Genomic DNA, 14,840 nt, shown 5'->3' with positions numbered 1-14,840 from the left:
CATAGACGTCGCACCGAGAGCTATGAGCCGGTGTCCACAATCAGCCCCTAACATACAAGCCAGACAGATGAGCGTGGTGAAACCAATGGCACGACTTGTCAGGATTGAATGTCCAGCCTTTGCAATGCTGTAATGACGAAGCTGGACGCGAGCTCCTGTTTGGCTTTGTGTGCCGATCCGGGGCACAGTTGTTCGGGCGTTTTGGGGCTGAGAGGACCTTCAGCGCTAATCCGTCTATGCAGCGAGCTGATTGTTGGCTGGTGGCCCTGATCGGAAACCGCGTTTGCGTTGCTTTGTGGCGGTTTGCGTTCTTTGCGTGAAAATTGCGTTGGTTTGCGTTGCTATGTGCAGCTTGCGCTGCGTGGCGTGCTTGGTCGGGCTGGTTCACAGGATTGGCTGAGGGGGACATCTCTTTCCTGAGGATACTGCAGATAGATTTATCCCCGCGTTTAGACCGGTTGCCATCTGATGCCCTGTGCGGAGTTATCCTCCTGAGTGATACGCTCTTGATGGTGTGAGGTCCTGCGGGCAGTGTGTCTTGTCAGGATTGAACCTGGGCTCTTGTCGTGCTCTCTTTATGCCAACTCTCTTTTGTGAAATTTGCCGGTGAGAACGGACGCTGGAGAATTGTTTTGGCAGATCAGACTAGTGGAAGAGGGGGAATGACATTGGGAGGACGTTGGTGATGACGCTGTTGGATCATACCGGGCAGCCGCTGGAGGAGTGGCGGGATGGTGTGGTGACCAAGATGCGGGTTTCGGCAGCTGTGGGCGCACATCAGCTTTGTATCTTTGATCAGTGGTGTGATGTGGGCGCGGGGGCGCCGTTGCATTTGCATGCCGTAGAAGAACTGCTGGAGGTCATGCATGGTACCGCAGAGATCATTTGTGGCGAGGACGTTCATGTTGTCAGAGCGAACCAGAGTGTTTTGATAGCTGCTGGATGCCTGCATGGATTTAAGAATGTGGGGGATGGCAAACTACATGTGCGGGCGACGCTCGCTGCGCCGATCTTTGAAGCAAGCTATGAAGACAGTACTGAGGTTTCCCGTCGGTGGCTGCCTGAAAGCCGGTCGTGATGTGTAGGCTGTAAGTGCCTCGGCGTTCCGCAGGGAAGTTTAATAGATTCAGCTGACATCGACATTAAGCATTGACGTTTTGATATTGAGCAGTTCACTCGTGAGTGTAGCTAAACTGATTAAGAATGCTGAGTAGGAAATTCGATGAAAATGAGTTGGCGTTCTGATTTGGAAACCGGATTGATTGGTGGTCCAGAAAAGAGGGAAATCAAGATAGAGCGGTACAATCCGAGATGGCCTGAAATTTATGAGGTACATAAAGAAAAGGTATCAAAAGCGTTCTCAGGGATCGAGCATAGAACTGAACATATAGGCTCAACCTCAGTTAATGGGCTAGCTGCAAAGCCGATTGTAGATATGCTGGTCGTGATCTCAGACCCTGGTAATGAAAAGCTTTATCGTGAAGCGATGGAAAACCAAGGGTATCAACTGCGTGTCCGAGAGCCGGATTTTGATGAGCATCGTATGTTCAGGACGTTTGAGCAGGATGTACATATCCATGTATTTCCAGAGGGCTCTAAAGAAGTTGAGCGGTATCTGTTGTTTCGTGACCACCTTCGACGCCATGCAGATGTTCGAAGCGGATATGAAGCCTTGAAGCGTAAGCAAAGCGAGAAAAACTGGTCAGATATGAACGCCTATGCCGAGGCTAAAACGGAGTTTATTGAAACCATAATTTGCGAGGCCAAAAGAGGAGTCCAATAAAAGACGGCATGCAAATATATAGCATTGCTTCTCGTCTAATGGAGTATCGCTCTTCGATCAGAGCCGCCAAAGTATCGGTCATGATGAGGTTGATTTGCAATTCTGGATGATCTGCACGAAGCCCCTCTAGTCGCGGGATAAGCTGATGAAGGGCGAAGGGAACCGCAACATTGACCCTCAGTCGCTCACGAACCTCAGTCTTGCCAATATTTCTTGGTCGAATCCTTTCGCTGAAATTTGTGCAAGGAGTAGGCTCATGTCACTGGGTAACACCAAAGCTAGATGTTCCAGAGTGCTCCTGCGTGCGCAAGATCGCGTGGCAAGAAACATCGATCGTGTGATTGATATTGGTCCGGAAGAAGCCTCAAAGATTTTTACCAACTTCGATGCAGATGAGGTTGTGCGCTCCGCAGCTCGTTTGGATAAGGCTGTGCGCCGAGGCAAAGAGCGTGGTCCGTTATTTGGGACCACCATCTCCATTAAAGATCTGATTGATGAAGAGGGGAAGGTCACGACGGCTGGATGCAGCTATTACTGCGCAAATCCACCTGCTGCCAAGGATGCACCGTCTATACAACGACTAAAGGCTTCAGGTGCCGTCCTCTTCGGCAGAACCAATACCTCTCAACTGGCTTATTCCGGGATGGGCATCAATCCCGACTTCGGCACACCGGGTAACGCGATAGATCCCAGCCGCATACCTGGCGGCTCCAGTACGGGTGCGGCAGTTGGTGTTGCTCTGGGATTATTCGATGCTGGGCTGGGCAGTGACACCGGAGGATCAATCCGTATTCCCGCAGCATTTAACGGAGTGTGTGGCTTTAAGCCAACGGCCCGTACTGTGCCAATGAAAGGCCTCTTTCCGCTCTCACGGGACTATGACAGCATTGGTCCACTGGGTGGCAGCATCGAACTGTGTACTCAGATTTATCGTGTGCTGTCCGGACAAGTCCGGCCCCCAAGAAGCAACAGGAAGATCGGTGATCTTCGTTTAGCACTGATTGATCCCTACGTAACAGAAGGGCTTGATAAGCAAGTGGGGGAGGATTTTGAGAGGGTGTTGAACCGCCTTGGCGAGAAGGGAGCAAAGGTCGAGAAAGTCACGATTCCGGAAATTGTCGACGCAATTTGGGTCAACGAAATCTTCATCTATAACGATGGCTATGCCTTTCATAAAAAGCATCTTGAAGGTCTGAAGAGGTGTCTGATCCCTGAAAGTGTATCTTACTTGCTTGAGGCTCAGAAACGCACACCCGCCGAAGTTGAGGAAGCAAGGCAACTCAGAGCAAAAGCGATTGAGAGTTTTGAGCGCATCGCCCCACATTATGATGCCTTCATCTCTCCGACTTGCAGAACTGTAGCGCCGCCAATCAGCGAAGCCACAGCAGCGATGAACGCATCACACTTCGTGATCAAAGTTGCCCATAACACGATGATCGGCAACATGGTTGATGGATGTGCCGCGACCATCCCTATGCAAGAGCCAGGTAAACTCGGTACCGGGCTTATGGTTCTTGGAGCAGGTGGAAGTGATTGGGAGACCCTGGAGGTGGCAGCTCTCCTGGAGGATCTCCTGAAGTCTCACTAAGGCCATTGTCGATGATACACTTTATGTCCATAATCGCAAACGAGGCACCCCTTAAAGTGCCCCGCAACCGAAGCGCCTAGCCAAACATGTCCGCAGTCATGCCTGCGTACCACCCGAGGCTCTCCTCATAGGTCCGCCTCCGCAGAGCGTCGTCCTCGTTGTTTTGCGAGATGAAACCGTCCACCTTGGCGATCTTCTCATCTGTCGCCACGTAGCTGGCACCCACCTTGACGCCGTTGTCGGTGGAGATTAGTGACCAGCACGTGTTTGAGAACCGTGGTTTGAAGGCACGCGAGCCGGTGAGGGCATGGCGGATGGCCATGGCGGCGGCTTTGGCCTGACTGTTGGCCGAAAAACCCGACTTCGGCATGTCGCCGTTTTGGGTGGCATCGCCCAGCACATGAATGTTGTCATCCATCCGGCTCTGCAATGTGGCCGGAACGATTGGGCACCAACCCTCATCATTGGTCAGGCCTGCCTGCTGCGCAATGCCCCCAGCCTGCATGGCCGGGATCACGTTGCATACATCCGCTTTGATGGTCTCATCCTCCAGCACCACTTCCATAGTGTTAGGATCAACCCGCTGCACTCCGCCAGTAAACTCGTCTGTCAGCCAGTCCACCATGCCCGCATAGTGGTTCTCCCAGCCTTCCATGAAGAGGCCCTGCTTGGAGAACTTCTCTTTTGGATCAAGTATGAGGATCTTGGCAGTCGGGTTCCGCTGCTTCAACACGTGGGCAACCATGGAGACTCGCTCATAAGGTCCCGGTGGACAGCGATACGGGTTGGGTGGAGCGACCATAGCAAATGTTCCGCCCTCCGGCATGGCCTCGATCTGAGCTTTCAGAAGCTGTGTCTGGGTTCCGGCTTTATAGGCATGAGGCATCTTGGTCTGAGCGGTCACATCCCAGCCTTCAATCGCCTCTTTCACAAAGTCGATACCCGGTGACAGAACGAGACGATCATAGGAGATCGCATCTCCGCCTGCGAGCCGAACCTCTTTCTTCTCGCGGTCAACGGCTGAGGCCCAGTCATGGACCACGGTAACGCCATACTCACTGGCCAGCGTGCCATAAGAGTGCGCCAGTTTGGAAAGCGGCTGGAAACCGCCGATGGCCAGATTGGAGAAGAAGCAGGTGTAGTAGGTGCGGGAGGGCTCAATAAGGATCACCTCAATCGCACCAGCAGAATCCTTGGCGATGTAACGGGCCGCTGTCGCCCCGCCAGCTCCGCCGCCAATAATGACCACGCGGGGCCGCGTTTGCCCCAGCGCCACAGGGGAGGAGAGAAGTGCCGCACTTGCAGCTGCTGTCCCTAAAAAACGACGTCGGTTCAGTATCATATGCCAATTCCTCCCTAAAATGAACGTGAAGCGCGGGCCCGTAAAAGCCACAGTCTCTAATTTTGGTCCTTATAATAAGCAGCCAGCGCAGCAATCTCCTCCTCCGAGAGCCGCTTGGCGATCATCTGCATAACAGGGTGGGGCCGATGCCCCTTTTGATAGGCCCGTAGCGCAATCACAAAATCCGGCTGCGGCCATCCCGTGATGGAGGGGATGCCTTTGTCTGCTCCGCTGGATTGGTGGCAACTGGTACATTCACCAGACAGATACTCACCATATTCAGCATCGCCGTCCAGATAGGTCTCTTCGTGAAGGCTTGGGGCATCCTGTTGTAAAAGACTGGCAGACGCCTCTGGGATGTTGGCAGGGCTCACGGAGAACTGGCGTAGATACGCGAGCAGATCAGAGCGATCCTTCTCTTTTCTCATCCCCCGGTAGTTCATGCGTGTACCGGAAACGAGGTTCTTTGGGTTCTCTATGTAAATGTTTAGCGTGTCGAGCGTCCAACGCAGCCCATCCGCGCCCGCGCGCTTCATCGCCTTGGAGTACGTGGCACCGTCAACGCTGGCAGCTTTGCGGTCAAACACACCATTCAGGTGCGGACCGATGCGGTTCTTGGCGTCTTCGCCAACATCGTGGCAGCTCAGGCATGCATTAAACAAGCGTTCCCCACGCACAGCATCTTGTGCAGAGGCGACCGAAGCTGCCTCTGACAAGAAACCCAGAGCAAGAACGGCGGGTAGGAGAGCAGGTATCATGTCTCTCATTGGGAGTGGCTCTTTAGGTATTCAATGAGCGCAACGCGGTCTTTCTCCTTTTTCAGACCAGCAAACGCCATCTTGGTGCCCTTCACGAACGTCTTTGGTTTGGTGAGGAAGGCATCCAGGTTCTCATCGGACCAGACAAGGCCGTCATCATTCAGCTTTTTGAGCGCCTTGGAGTATTTGAAACCAGAGACCACAGCAGCTTGTTGACCAATGATACCATTGAGGATCGGTCCAACCCTGTTTTTTGCTTTGTCCCCCACCTGATGGCAGGCCTTGCACTTTTTAAAGACCTTCGCCCCTTTCTCAATGAGCGCATCATCAAGCGCAGCGATCACCGGTTCGGGATGTGAGACTGATGCCGATGCAGCTGAGACAGCCTCCGTTTCCGTTTCTGTCTCCTCCGGCGTCACATCCAACACCTGCGCCCGGGCGGTGATTTTCACATCTGCTTTACAGTCTGTCATGCAGACGTTGCGCTTTTTGAAGATCGGTGACGCTTCCCGGTCATCCATGTAAAAGCCGTCTTCGTTGGGCAGGCGAACGGAGGTGAAGTTCTCGTGGCTAAGCTCAAAGTCATCCTCCACCAGATCATTGGCATAGAGCAGAAACGCAGTGATGGCGTAAACTTCGTCCGGTTTCAGGGATTGGGCGTCACCAAACGGCATGGCGCGGTTCACGTAGTCAAACACGGTGGAGAGGTATGGCCAGTAAGAGCCGATGGTCTTGACTGGTCGGTCCGAGGTCAACGTATCGTCACCGCCTGAAAGAACCGGCCAGCGATCAACGCCCTCGGCAAAGTCTCCGTGGCAGACAGCGCAGCGCTCGGCAAAAATCTCGTCACCTTGCTCCACCGTGCCTCGTCCATCTGGCAGCCCCTGACCGTCCGGGCGCACATCAATATTCCACGCAGCCACTTCAGCAGGCGTTGCCGCACGCCCCAGATTGAACGAACCGGCTGTAGCAGAGCCAGTCAGCAACAATGTACCCGTTGCTAAGATACTAAGAAATTTCAACATTTTCCGCCTCCCCATTTTCGCGGAGGTGCCAGGTCTGGATTGCGTTGTTGTGGTAGATGGAGTTCTCGCCCCGAACAGCACGCAGTTCATTCTTCGTTGGCTGGATATATCCGGTGGAGTCGTGCGCCCGCGATTGCAGCAGCAGCGGCGTTCCATCCCAGTCGAACTCGAAATAGAACCGGTGCATGGACTTGTCGAAGCTCGGGCCGTCCAGTCTTGCTGCATGCCAGTTCTTTCCGCCGTCCAGCGTAATGTCCACGCGCGGAATGGTGCCGCGACCGGACCATGCCACACCGGTCAGCACCGTGTGTCCGCTTTTGTGCAGGAGAGGGGCCTGTGGGCTTGGATTGGTGATGACGGACTTGCAGTCCATCTCCCACGTAAACCGTCGCGCCTTACCGTTTGCCATCAGATCGGTGTACTTGGAGGTCTCTTCCCTGTGGTGCCACGGCTCGTCACCCACCTCGATGCGGCGCAGCCACTTGATCCACATGTTGCCTTCCCACCCCGGAACCACCAGCCGCAGCGGATAGCCTTGCTCTGGGCGCAGCGCTTCCCCGTTCATTTTGAAGGCCACAAGACAATCATCCAGAGCCTTTTCCAGCGGAATGGAGCGGGTCATGGCAGCTGCATCCGCCCCTTCCGGCATCAGCCACTTGGCGTTGGTCTTCAGGCCCGCTTCTTCGAGCAGCAGCCGAAGGGGAACGCCGGTATACATCACGTTATGGATCATGCCATGGGTGAACTGACAGCCATTGAGCTGCGCCCCGCGCCACTCCATGCCGGAGTTTGCGGCACACTCCAAAAAGTAGATACGGTTCTCACGGGGGAAGCGCATGATGTCTTCCATGGTGAACACCAGCTCCGTTTCCACCAGCCCGTTGATCATCAACCGGTGCTGAGCAGGGTCAACATGGGCCACTCCGCCATGGTGACGCTCAAAGCACAGTCCGTTGGGTGTGATGATGCCGTCCAGTTCGTGGAGCGGCGTAAAGTTGATGGAACTGATCCGGTCCGCAGTCAGCCACTCCACAGTGCGCCGCTTCACATGCGCCTCGTATTGGGAAGGCGCGCCATATGGCATGGCATCAACGCCATCACCCAGCTCCTGCATCCATGGCTGCAAGTTGGTGATAGCAGGGTCATCTGCTCGCGCCGGAACCGCAGCGCCAGTCAAGGCAGCTCCACTCAGCAAGGCCCCACCTTTCAGGAGGTTGCGGCGGGTAGGTGACTTTAGTCGTTCACTCATGTCAATTACTCGTCATCTGAAAATAGCTAAGGGTTCGCCTCACACGCCTGTAACGCGAACCGTAGAGTTGGGGTCCATGGTGATGGTGCCTTTGCGGCTGATGTAATCTTCCACCACCTGCCAGATCTCAGGGCCTTTCGTGTCCTGACCAACAGAGGCCCAGCCCGAAACCACATAGGTCTTGGCAGGATCAATGGCCTCGCCGGTCTTCAGCAGCGTCATGTTGGTAACGCGCTCGCCCACGGGCTTGGAAACGTCGATGGAGTATCCCATGCCGCCCACCCGCACCATGTCGCCGCCCTGCTGGTAGTAGGGGTCCGGATTGAACAGGTTGTCGGCCACGTCCTCTAAAATCTCATGCAGATACTGGCCGGTCATCTCCGTGCGGTATGCATTCGGGTAGGTCATACTGGTGGCGTTGTGGATGTCCTCGCGGGTGATGTTGTCACCCGGCAGCAACGACGGCCCCCAGCGGAAGCCCGGAGACAGCGCAATGTCCGCTTCCCGCTCCTCAATCAGCGCCTGACAGATTAGGTCATCCCACGTGCCGTTAAAGTTGCCTCGGCGATAAAGCAGGCTGTCCGTGGTGCCGATCACCTCTTCTAACTCTTCCCTGAAAGGCGCGCGCTCTTTCTCGATCAGTGCCGCCATCTCAGGGTCCGGCGCAATCACGTCCGCAAAAACAGGGATCAGCTTGTACGAGAAGTCCTTGATGCCGTTCTTGTCCACGTCCAGATCTAGACGCGACACAAACTTGCCGTTGGAGCCGGATGCGATGATCATAGTCTTGCCGACCTTCACCGGTTCCGGCACCGCATCGTGGGTGTGACCGCTCAGGATAACGTCAATGCCGGAGACCTGCTGAGCGACCTTACGGTCTACGTCAAAACCGTTGTGACTGAGCAGCACAACAACATCAGCGCCTTCTTGTTTGACCTGCTCAACCATCTCCTGAATGCGTGCTTCACGAATACCAAAGGAAAGGTTGGGGAACATCCAGCCCGGATTGGCAATCGGCATATACGGAAAAGCCTGTCCGATGACCGCAACCTTGGCCCCGCCACGCTCGAAAATCTTGTAGGGGTCAAACGCCGGTTCGTCCCACTCATTGTCAAAGATGTTGGCACCCAAAAACGGGAAGGGCAGTCCCTCGACGATCTCGTTCACGCGGTCAATGCCATAAGTGAACTCCCAGTGCGAAGTCATCGCATCGGGCCTCAACGCGTTCATCAGGTTGACCATGTCCTGACCTTCAGTCCGAAGCGCAGTCATGGACCCGTGCCACGTATCACCACCATCAAGGAACAGTGCATCAGGGCGTTCAGCGCGGATGGACTTCACAACGGTCGACACTCGGTCCAGCCCACCCATCTTGCCGTAGCTGCGGGCAAGTGAGACAAAGTCTTCAGAGGTGAGGGCATACGCTTGCGGTGTGCCACTCTCGTAGTTGAACGCGTTCAGCAGATCCTGACCGGTAATATGCGGCAGCAACCCTTTTTGCGCACCCACACCAATGTTCACGGAGGGTTCACGAAACCAAACGGGCTTCACCTGCGCATGACAATCCGTAAAGTGGATGATGGTCACATTGCCGGTGGTTTTAAAGTCCAGAAGTTGGTTCTGTGTCAGGGCCTGGCGCGCAGCCAAAACTGGAAAGTTACCAGCCCCATAAATAGCAGCTGCAGCGACACCAGCCTGCAAGAAATCACGGCGCGAGATCATCTCCGCACCCTCCGTAAGTTATTTCAATTTCAAAAACTGTGTTGGATGAGGAGGTTGCCGCACATCAGCAACCTCCTCATCGGTTAGTTGCGAACAGATGGTGTCTCCACGGAAAGCCCCATTCCGCGAGCTGCCACGTACGCTTCCAGAGCGATGAACTCATCACTGCCGCGCGTATAAGGGGTTGCTCGCACCTGATCCATGCAGCCTTTAAACCGGCGGTGAATGGAACCAAGCCCACCCCATTTCAGGCGGTACACAGGGAAACCGTTGACCTGCCCCTGACTCAAATGGTCAGCGCGGATCATGTTGCCGTAATTGTCTTCATGGCAGTTGGCACACGCCAGATCCAGCTGGCCAACGCGGGTGTAGTAAAGCTCTTCACCCTTCTTGATCCAGTCTGCCATCGGCCCATCGGTTTTCAGCGCAACCGGCATACCGCGTGAGGCCAGACCAATTAGCGCCGTCATCGCCAGCATCTCGGGGCTCTCCCATTTCCATGGTTCTGCGCCCTGATGTTTCTCGATGGAGGCGTTGATTAGCATTTCCAGCGTGGCAGGTTTGCCCATCTCCTCGTTCCAGCGTGGCAACTCGGCCCGCAGACCTGCAAGACTGTCAAAGCTTCCGTGACAATCCGCACAAGACTTGCTGGATGTTCCAGCAGGCTCTTCCCAAAGCTCCTCTGCATACTCAATGGCCACAAACGCAGGATTTTCAAAGTCATCCATTTGCAGGGTCTGAGTTTCAGCGGAGCGGAACCGCCAACCGGAAATAATCTCGGAGAGCGGATGGTCATCCGCCGCAGCCGTCGTTGTTGCTATGGTTTCCCCGTCGATAACAAGTTCGCGTCCGTCATCGGCAAGCGCAGCAGTGCAAAGCATGCCACCTAGAAGCCCCCCAGCGAGTAGTGAAACCGTCCTTTTCATACCCTTCTCCTCCCAAAGAATGGCCTCCTAGGCTGCCGTGATTGTCTTTTCCAGGTCGTAGACGGAGCCATCATCGTCGGTCCATTCAAAACGGACCACTCCGGTTTCCGGCACCCGCATCTGAAACTCGATGTAAGGGTTTGCAGAAACGGAGGGCTCCATGTTTGCCATGAACACCGGCTCGCCATTGAAGCTGGCAGCAAACTTATTGATGATCTTGCGCGGAATGGCCTCGCCGGTTTTCGAGTCCTTGCGCTGACCGGATTCCATTGGATGCGAGATCAGTGTCTTGATGGTTACGACCTCGTTTACGCTTGCCGTCTTAGGCACTTTGACGCGTGGTTTTACCTTTGCCATGTTGTTTGATGCCTTCTCTGATTAACCGCCACAGCCACCGATGGTGACCTTGACACTGCGCTTGGTTGTGATGGCGGACCCGTCCGGCATCTTGGCAACAGCGATAATGTCCTGCGTCTTCGCAAGGCGAATACGGGTCTTGGCTTCCTGCGCGCCGGAAAGGGCGCTGAAGTGGAACGTCGCCACACCCGGACTAGGGTTGCCGGTTGCAAGCAGCATGATGGAGGCAGCGCCCGGTGCTGACACTTCAATCGGAACAGTGTTTCCGTTCTCAGCAATTTCCGGCGCACCAATAGTAATGTCACCGTCTCCCGGCTGTGCACCACCGGTGAACTCCATAATCGCGTCTTGGAGAGCATCGCCCGCTGCAAAAGCAGGCTCGGTAAAGCGTAGTGTCGTCAGAGCGGCCACGCTTCCTACTGCCAAACCAAGCGCTTCACGTCTGGTAACAGTCATCTTTAAAAAGTCCTCCCTGGAGCGTACCTCCCACAAGGGCCGAGCGGTCTTGTGAAAGCGTACGCTTAAGCAATGGTTCTGGGCGTGCTGCACATCCGGTCAGACGCGCAGCACACGCAAGGCAAACGTGCCTACTCCTTCAACGTCACCAGATAAGCAACGATGTCTTCAACTTGTTCTGCTGAAAGAATGGTCTTTCCGGCAAACTTCTTAGCCACGCGGTTCAATCCCTCGGACTTGTAAAAAGCCGGCATGATCGTTCCATCCCCGAAGACTTCCTTCGAGTTCACAATGATCGCCCGCAATTCCGCTGGTGTGTAGGTATCCCCAACCCCGTCTAGGTAAGGCCCTATCTCTCCGTGGAATTGCTCTTTCGAAAGATCATCATTGGCGTGACAAGCAAGGCAGTTTCCCAGTTTCCGGTTGGCGAACCATTCCCGTCCCTTGGCTGGATCACCTGCCGCCCCGGTTAATGAAACCGGTACGGTTGCCTCGACAAATTGAACGTCACCTGGAGCAATCACTCCGGCAACGGCACTCCCTGAAATCAGCAGCGTTGCCGCCGCTATAGTTTTGGCAATCGCCTTCATTGCTCCCTCCCAATTACAGCGATTCAATATTTTCATGCTAATCAGATACGTAGAAACACTCAACTTAAAAATTCACATAATTGAATATGTTAATGTGTTGGCGTAGGCCTAACGAGTTGAATGACCACGCTATTCTGCTGCAGCTTTTTGTTTCAAAAACTCACGTGCATGAAATTTTTGAAAATGTTCGTCGCCCTCATAGCCCTTCTGTTTGACCCAGCGCAGCATGTTGAGGGTGGTCCATTTCCCAAATGAACCGGGCATGGTCTGCACAGAAGCAGTCCCTGCGGTTTGACCTTTTCCAACCTCTTCAGGCAAGAACAGGAAGGTGGGGGTGAACACAACGCCCCAACGACGGGCGATCTTTTTCTCGCTCTGGACTTCACCGTCAAAGTCCGTGACTTCCTCATCGCCAAATAGGTTCATCTGCACAACGAAATAGTTGTCTTCAATGTACTTGCGTACCTCCGGATCGGTGAAGACAGTCTCGTGCAATCGCTTGCAATAGATGCAGCCCCGCTGCTCGAACAAAAGCACCAGACGCTTACCTTCCTCATTGGCGCTGGCAAGGTCTTCTCTCATGTCTTTGAAGGTGAGGCGAAGCCATGGCTGTTTGTGAAGACCGTCCTCTCCGACCTCAGCAAAGCTCAGTGTCAGGCTGGCGATAACCATCGCAGCAGCAAGCAGCAGTTTCTTAAGCATCAATCCCTCCCACAACGTATCCTGCAAAATGCGGCTCTTGCTCTCCCAAGCGGATACGCGTCAGCTTAAAGATGTCAGGCCGGGTGCATACTCAATCATGAACCCGGCAATCCAGGCGATGGTGTTGGTCCCGATCAACACCGCAAAAACGATTAAAAGAACGCCCATGCCTTTTTCGATCGCTCCCAGATACTTCCGAAAACGGCCCATGAAATTCAGGAATGGTTTTGAAAAGACCGCTGCCAGAATGAAGGGCAGGGTCATTCCAACGCCATAAGCAAACAGGAGCAACATGCCTTGCGAAACATCATCACTGGCGCCAGCGGTAAATAAAATGGTTGCCAGCACCGGCCCAACGCAAGGCGTCCAGCCAAACGCAAACGCCAGCCCGACCACATAAGCGCCAACAATTCCAGCCGGAGCGGAAGAGCTGTCCAGGCGCGCCTCACGCAGAAGCATGTTCAGCCGGATGATGCCGATAAAATGCAGACCCAGCACAAAGATGACAGCCGCCGCGATGTAGCGCAAAACGTCAAACCAGTCGCGCAGCAACTGACCGAACACGGTCGCGGTCGCTCCCAGTCCAACAAAGATCGTCAGAATGCCAGCGGCAAAGAAGAACGACGTAAAAACAACACGGCGCTGGATAGCAGGTGTCACCCCGTCGCCGGAAAGTTCGTCCATTCCAATGCCGGCAATGTAGCAAAGGTAGAACGGAACAATCGGCAAAATACAGGGCGAGAGAAACGAAAGAAGCCCCGCACTTCCCGCAGCAATGAGAGTTAGATCTGGATACATATGGGCACTTGCTAAAAACATATTCTATTATTAGAATATTTAGATACGATCACTCTCAAAATGTCAATCGCGGATATTATGAAGAATTTTGGTTGGATCTCATGCGCCATTCTGGCCCTTGTTTTAAGCGCTTCTCAGGCCGCGAGTGCGGATAGGAAACTGCTCCTGGTTGAGGATGAGATTTGCCCGTGGTGTGAACGCTGGGAACAGGAAATCGGTGTGGCATACAGCAAGACGGAGGAGGGGCAACAGGCTCCTTTGCTGCGCATGGATATTGATGATGGCGTTCCAGACGGCATCACTCTCAAAAGCAAACCACGGTTCACGCCGACATTTATTCTTTTGATTGACGACACTGAGAAACAGCGGATTGAAGGCTATCCGGGTGAGGACTTTTTCTACCCCGCCCTGAACCAGATGCTTCAGTCGGCTCAGGAACCATATTGAGCCAAATTCATCTTCCCCGGTGGGGCCGGGGGCTTGTTTTATTTAGGGGAATTCCATGAAATCATTCATCACGGGAGCAGCACTACTGATGATGTCCGCGGGCTTCAGCAGCGTGCATGCACAGGACGAGACCGCCTTTGTCACCTTCAAGTCATTAAAGCCCGAAGTCGCCATGAAGCTTGCAGTTGCCACCATGGAAGCCTGCCGTGAGGGCGGCTATCAGGTCTCTGCCGTTGTGGTGGACCGCTTCGGCCAGACGCAGGCCACCATCCGCGATCGCTATGCAGGCGTTCACACTGTCAACACCGCTCGCGGCAAAGCATGGACCTCTGTCAGTTTCCGTAGTGCAACGCTGGAAATTCAGCAGGAGATCAAGGCCGGCAACCTTTCCGCTGGCTTGCGAGATATTCCCGGTGCCCTTGCATTGGGTGGCGGCCTTCCGATCGAATCCGCTGGCACGATCGTCGGCGGAATTGGTGTCTCCGGAGCACCCTCTCCAAAAATTGACGAGGAATGTGCGGAAAGCGGTCTGGAGGAAATCTCGGATTTACTCGACTTCTAAGTGGCTACTAAATGGGTGGCGCAGGCGATGGTTGAAAAACAAATGCATTCAGCGTATGCCACCACCTGATAGACGTGCTGCAGGTCAGCTTCACTTTTCCAGTGAGTGCTGATCTTGCCCAACCCGTTCGCAACGTTGTGCAGGATTTGGTTTAATGGCGATACCCATGATTGAGCGTGGGATGAAAGAAGAAGACATCGAGCGCATGCTGGGCCATGCCAAGGATGCAACTGATTTCCTGAAAGCATTGACACATGAAGGCCGATTGATGATCCTGTGTCATCTCGTTACGGGCGAAAAGTCGGTAACAGAGCTGGAGCAGCTTCTGTCGTCGCGTCAGTCTGCGGTCAGTCAACAACTTGCGCGTTTGCGCCTCGATGGTCTCGTAAACTGCCGAAGGGACGGAAAGGCAGTCTACTACAGCCTCAAGGACGAACGCGCAGCGCGGGTTCTGGACCTGCTGTTTGAATTGTTCTGCGCCGAAGACAACAACGCTTCTTAAACTAGCTGTTCCGGCATTTTGATCTTGGGGGAG

The 14,840-nt window shown here is 54.3% G+C and carries 17 protein-coding genes; 6 read left to right on the top strand and 11 right to left on the bottom strand.

Features of this window, described 5'->3' with window-relative positions:
* Positions 1-685 precede the first annotated feature (685 nt).
* The 3 genes from IE076_RS04740 (at position 686) to IE076_RS04725 (ending at position 3,371) form a co-directional block, all read left to right on the top strand.
* On the top strand, positions 686-1,078 hold the full coding sequence (locus tag IE076_RS04740; RefSeq protein ID WP_189435556.1) for a cupin domain-containing protein: 393 nt from the start codon (positions 686-688) through the stop codon (positions 1,076-1,078).
* A 150-nt stretch (positions 1,079-1,228) separates the two neighbouring features.
* Positions 1,229-1,783 carry a GrpB family protein gene (locus IE076_RS04735; RefSeq protein ID WP_209008818.1) on the top strand — a complete coding sequence of 185 codons (555 nt, stop codon included), beginning with the start codon at positions 1,229-1,231 and terminating at the stop codon, positions 1,781-1,783.
* A 256-nt stretch (positions 1,784-2,039) separates the two neighbouring features.
* Positions 2,040-3,371, top strand: a complete 1,332-nt coding sequence (locus IE076_RS04725; RefSeq protein ID WP_189435554.1) for an amidase family protein — start codon at positions 2,040-2,042, stop codon at positions 3,369-3,371.
* Between the two features lie 76 nt (positions 3,372-3,447).
* Here the strand turns inward: IE076_RS04725 and IE076_RS04720 are convergent, their stop codons facing one another.
* The 11 genes from IE076_RS04720 to IE076_RS04670 all read right to left on the bottom strand — a co-directional run bounded on the left by IE076_RS04720 (position 3,448) and on the right by IE076_RS04670 (position 13,296).
* Positions 3,448-4,713, bottom strand: a complete 1,266-nt coding sequence (locus IE076_RS04720) for an NAD(P)/FAD-dependent oxidoreductase (RefSeq protein ID WP_189435553.1) — start codon at positions 4,711-4,713, stop codon at positions 3,448-3,450.
* 56 nt (positions 4,714-4,769) lie between these two features.
* Positions 4,770-5,480, bottom strand: a complete 711-nt coding sequence (locus tag IE076_RS04715; RefSeq protein ID WP_189435552.1) for a c-type cytochrome — start codon at positions 5,478-5,480, stop codon at positions 4,770-4,772.
* Positions 5,477-6,496 carry a c-type cytochrome gene (locus IE076_RS04710; protein WP_189435551.1) on the bottom strand — a complete coding sequence of 340 codons (1,020 nt, stop codon included), beginning with the start codon at positions 6,494-6,496 and terminating at the stop codon, positions 5,477-5,479. Before IE076_RS04710 ends, IE076_RS04715 begins: the two co-directional genes overlap by 4 nt.
* Complete coding sequence (soxC, locus tag IE076_RS04705; protein WP_189435550.1) at positions 6,480-7,745, bottom strand: sulfite dehydrogenase; 1,266 nt, start codon at positions 7,743-7,745, stop codon at positions 6,480-6,482. The genes IE076_RS04710 and soxC overlap by 17 nt, the downstream gene beginning before the upstream one ends.
* Positions 7,746-7,784: 39 nt before the next feature.
* Positions 7,785-9,467, bottom strand: coding sequence for a thiosulfohydrolase SoxB (gene soxB, locus IE076_RS04700; RefSeq protein ID WP_189435549.1), 1,683 nt, complete (start codon positions 9,465-9,467; stop codon positions 7,785-7,787).
* An 83-nt stretch (positions 9,468-9,550) separates the two neighbouring features.
* Positions 9,551-10,393 carry a sulfur oxidation c-type cytochrome SoxA gene (gene soxA, locus IE076_RS04695; protein WP_189435548.1) on the bottom strand — a complete coding sequence of 281 codons (843 nt, stop codon included), beginning with the start codon at positions 10,391-10,393 and terminating at the stop codon, positions 9,551-9,553.
* A 27-nt stretch (positions 10,394-10,420) separates the two neighbouring features.
* The gene (soxZ, locus tag IE076_RS04690; protein ID WP_054665323.1) at positions 10,421-10,750 is read right to left on the bottom strand and encodes a thiosulfate oxidation carrier complex protein SoxZ; all 330 of its coding nucleotides are present in this window, start codon (positions 10,748-10,750) and stop codon (positions 10,421-10,423) included.
* A 21-nt stretch (positions 10,751-10,771) separates the two neighbouring features.
* The gene (soxY, locus tag IE076_RS04685) at positions 10,772-11,206 is read right to left on the bottom strand and encodes a thiosulfate oxidation carrier protein SoxY (RefSeq protein ID WP_189435547.1); all 435 of its coding nucleotides are present in this window, start codon (positions 11,204-11,206) and stop codon (positions 10,772-10,774) included.
* A gap of 131 nt (positions 11,207-11,337) precedes the next feature.
* Complete coding sequence (gene soxX / locus IE076_RS04680; RefSeq protein ID WP_189435546.1) at positions 11,338-11,796, bottom strand: sulfur oxidation c-type cytochrome SoxX; 459 nt, start codon at positions 11,794-11,796, stop codon at positions 11,338-11,340.
* Between the two features lie 129 nt (positions 11,797-11,925).
* The gene (locus IE076_RS04675; protein WP_189435545.1) at positions 11,926-12,498 is read right to left on the bottom strand and encodes a thioredoxin family protein; all 573 of its coding nucleotides are present in this window, start codon (positions 12,496-12,498) and stop codon (positions 11,926-11,928) included.
* Between the two features lie 60 nt (positions 12,499-12,558).
* Positions 12,559-13,296: a cytochrome c biogenesis CcdA family protein gene (locus IE076_RS04670; RefSeq protein WP_189435544.1), complete on the bottom strand. Its 738-nt coding sequence runs from the start codon at positions 13,294-13,296 to the stop codon at positions 12,559-12,561.
* A 78-nt stretch (positions 13,297-13,374) separates the two neighbouring features.
* On the opposite strand from IE076_RS04670, the gene IE076_RS04665 reads away from it, so the two are divergent.
* The 3 genes from IE076_RS04665 to IE076_RS04655 all read left to right on the top strand — a co-directional run bounded on the left by IE076_RS04665 (position 13,375) and on the right by IE076_RS04655 (position 14,807).
* Positions 13,375-13,743 carry a thioredoxin domain-containing protein gene (locus IE076_RS04665; RefSeq protein WP_244649589.1) on the top strand — a complete coding sequence of 123 codons (369 nt, stop codon included), beginning with the start codon at positions 13,375-13,377 and terminating at the stop codon, positions 13,741-13,743.
* A 55-nt stretch (positions 13,744-13,798) separates the two neighbouring features.
* A complete protein-coding gene (locus IE076_RS04660) occupies positions 13,799-14,305 on the top strand; it encodes a GlcG/HbpS family heme-binding protein (RefSeq protein ID WP_189435542.1) in 507 nt (168 codons plus the stop codon).
* Positions 14,306-14,459: 154 nt separating this feature from the next.
* Entirely contained in the window at positions 14,460-14,807 is a 348-nt protein-coding gene (locus IE076_RS04655; RefSeq protein WP_209008817.1) for an ArsR/SmtB family transcription factor, read from the top strand.
* Positions 14,808-14,840: the final 33 nt, after the last annotated feature.

Origin of the sequence: Pseudovibrio japonicus, assembly GCF_014651595.1 — a bacterium.
Lineage (GTDB): Bacteria > Pseudomonadota > Alphaproteobacteria > Rhizobiales > Stappiaceae > Pseudovibrio > Pseudovibrio japonicus.
This window is presented reverse-complemented; position numbering and strand designations above follow the sequence as displayed.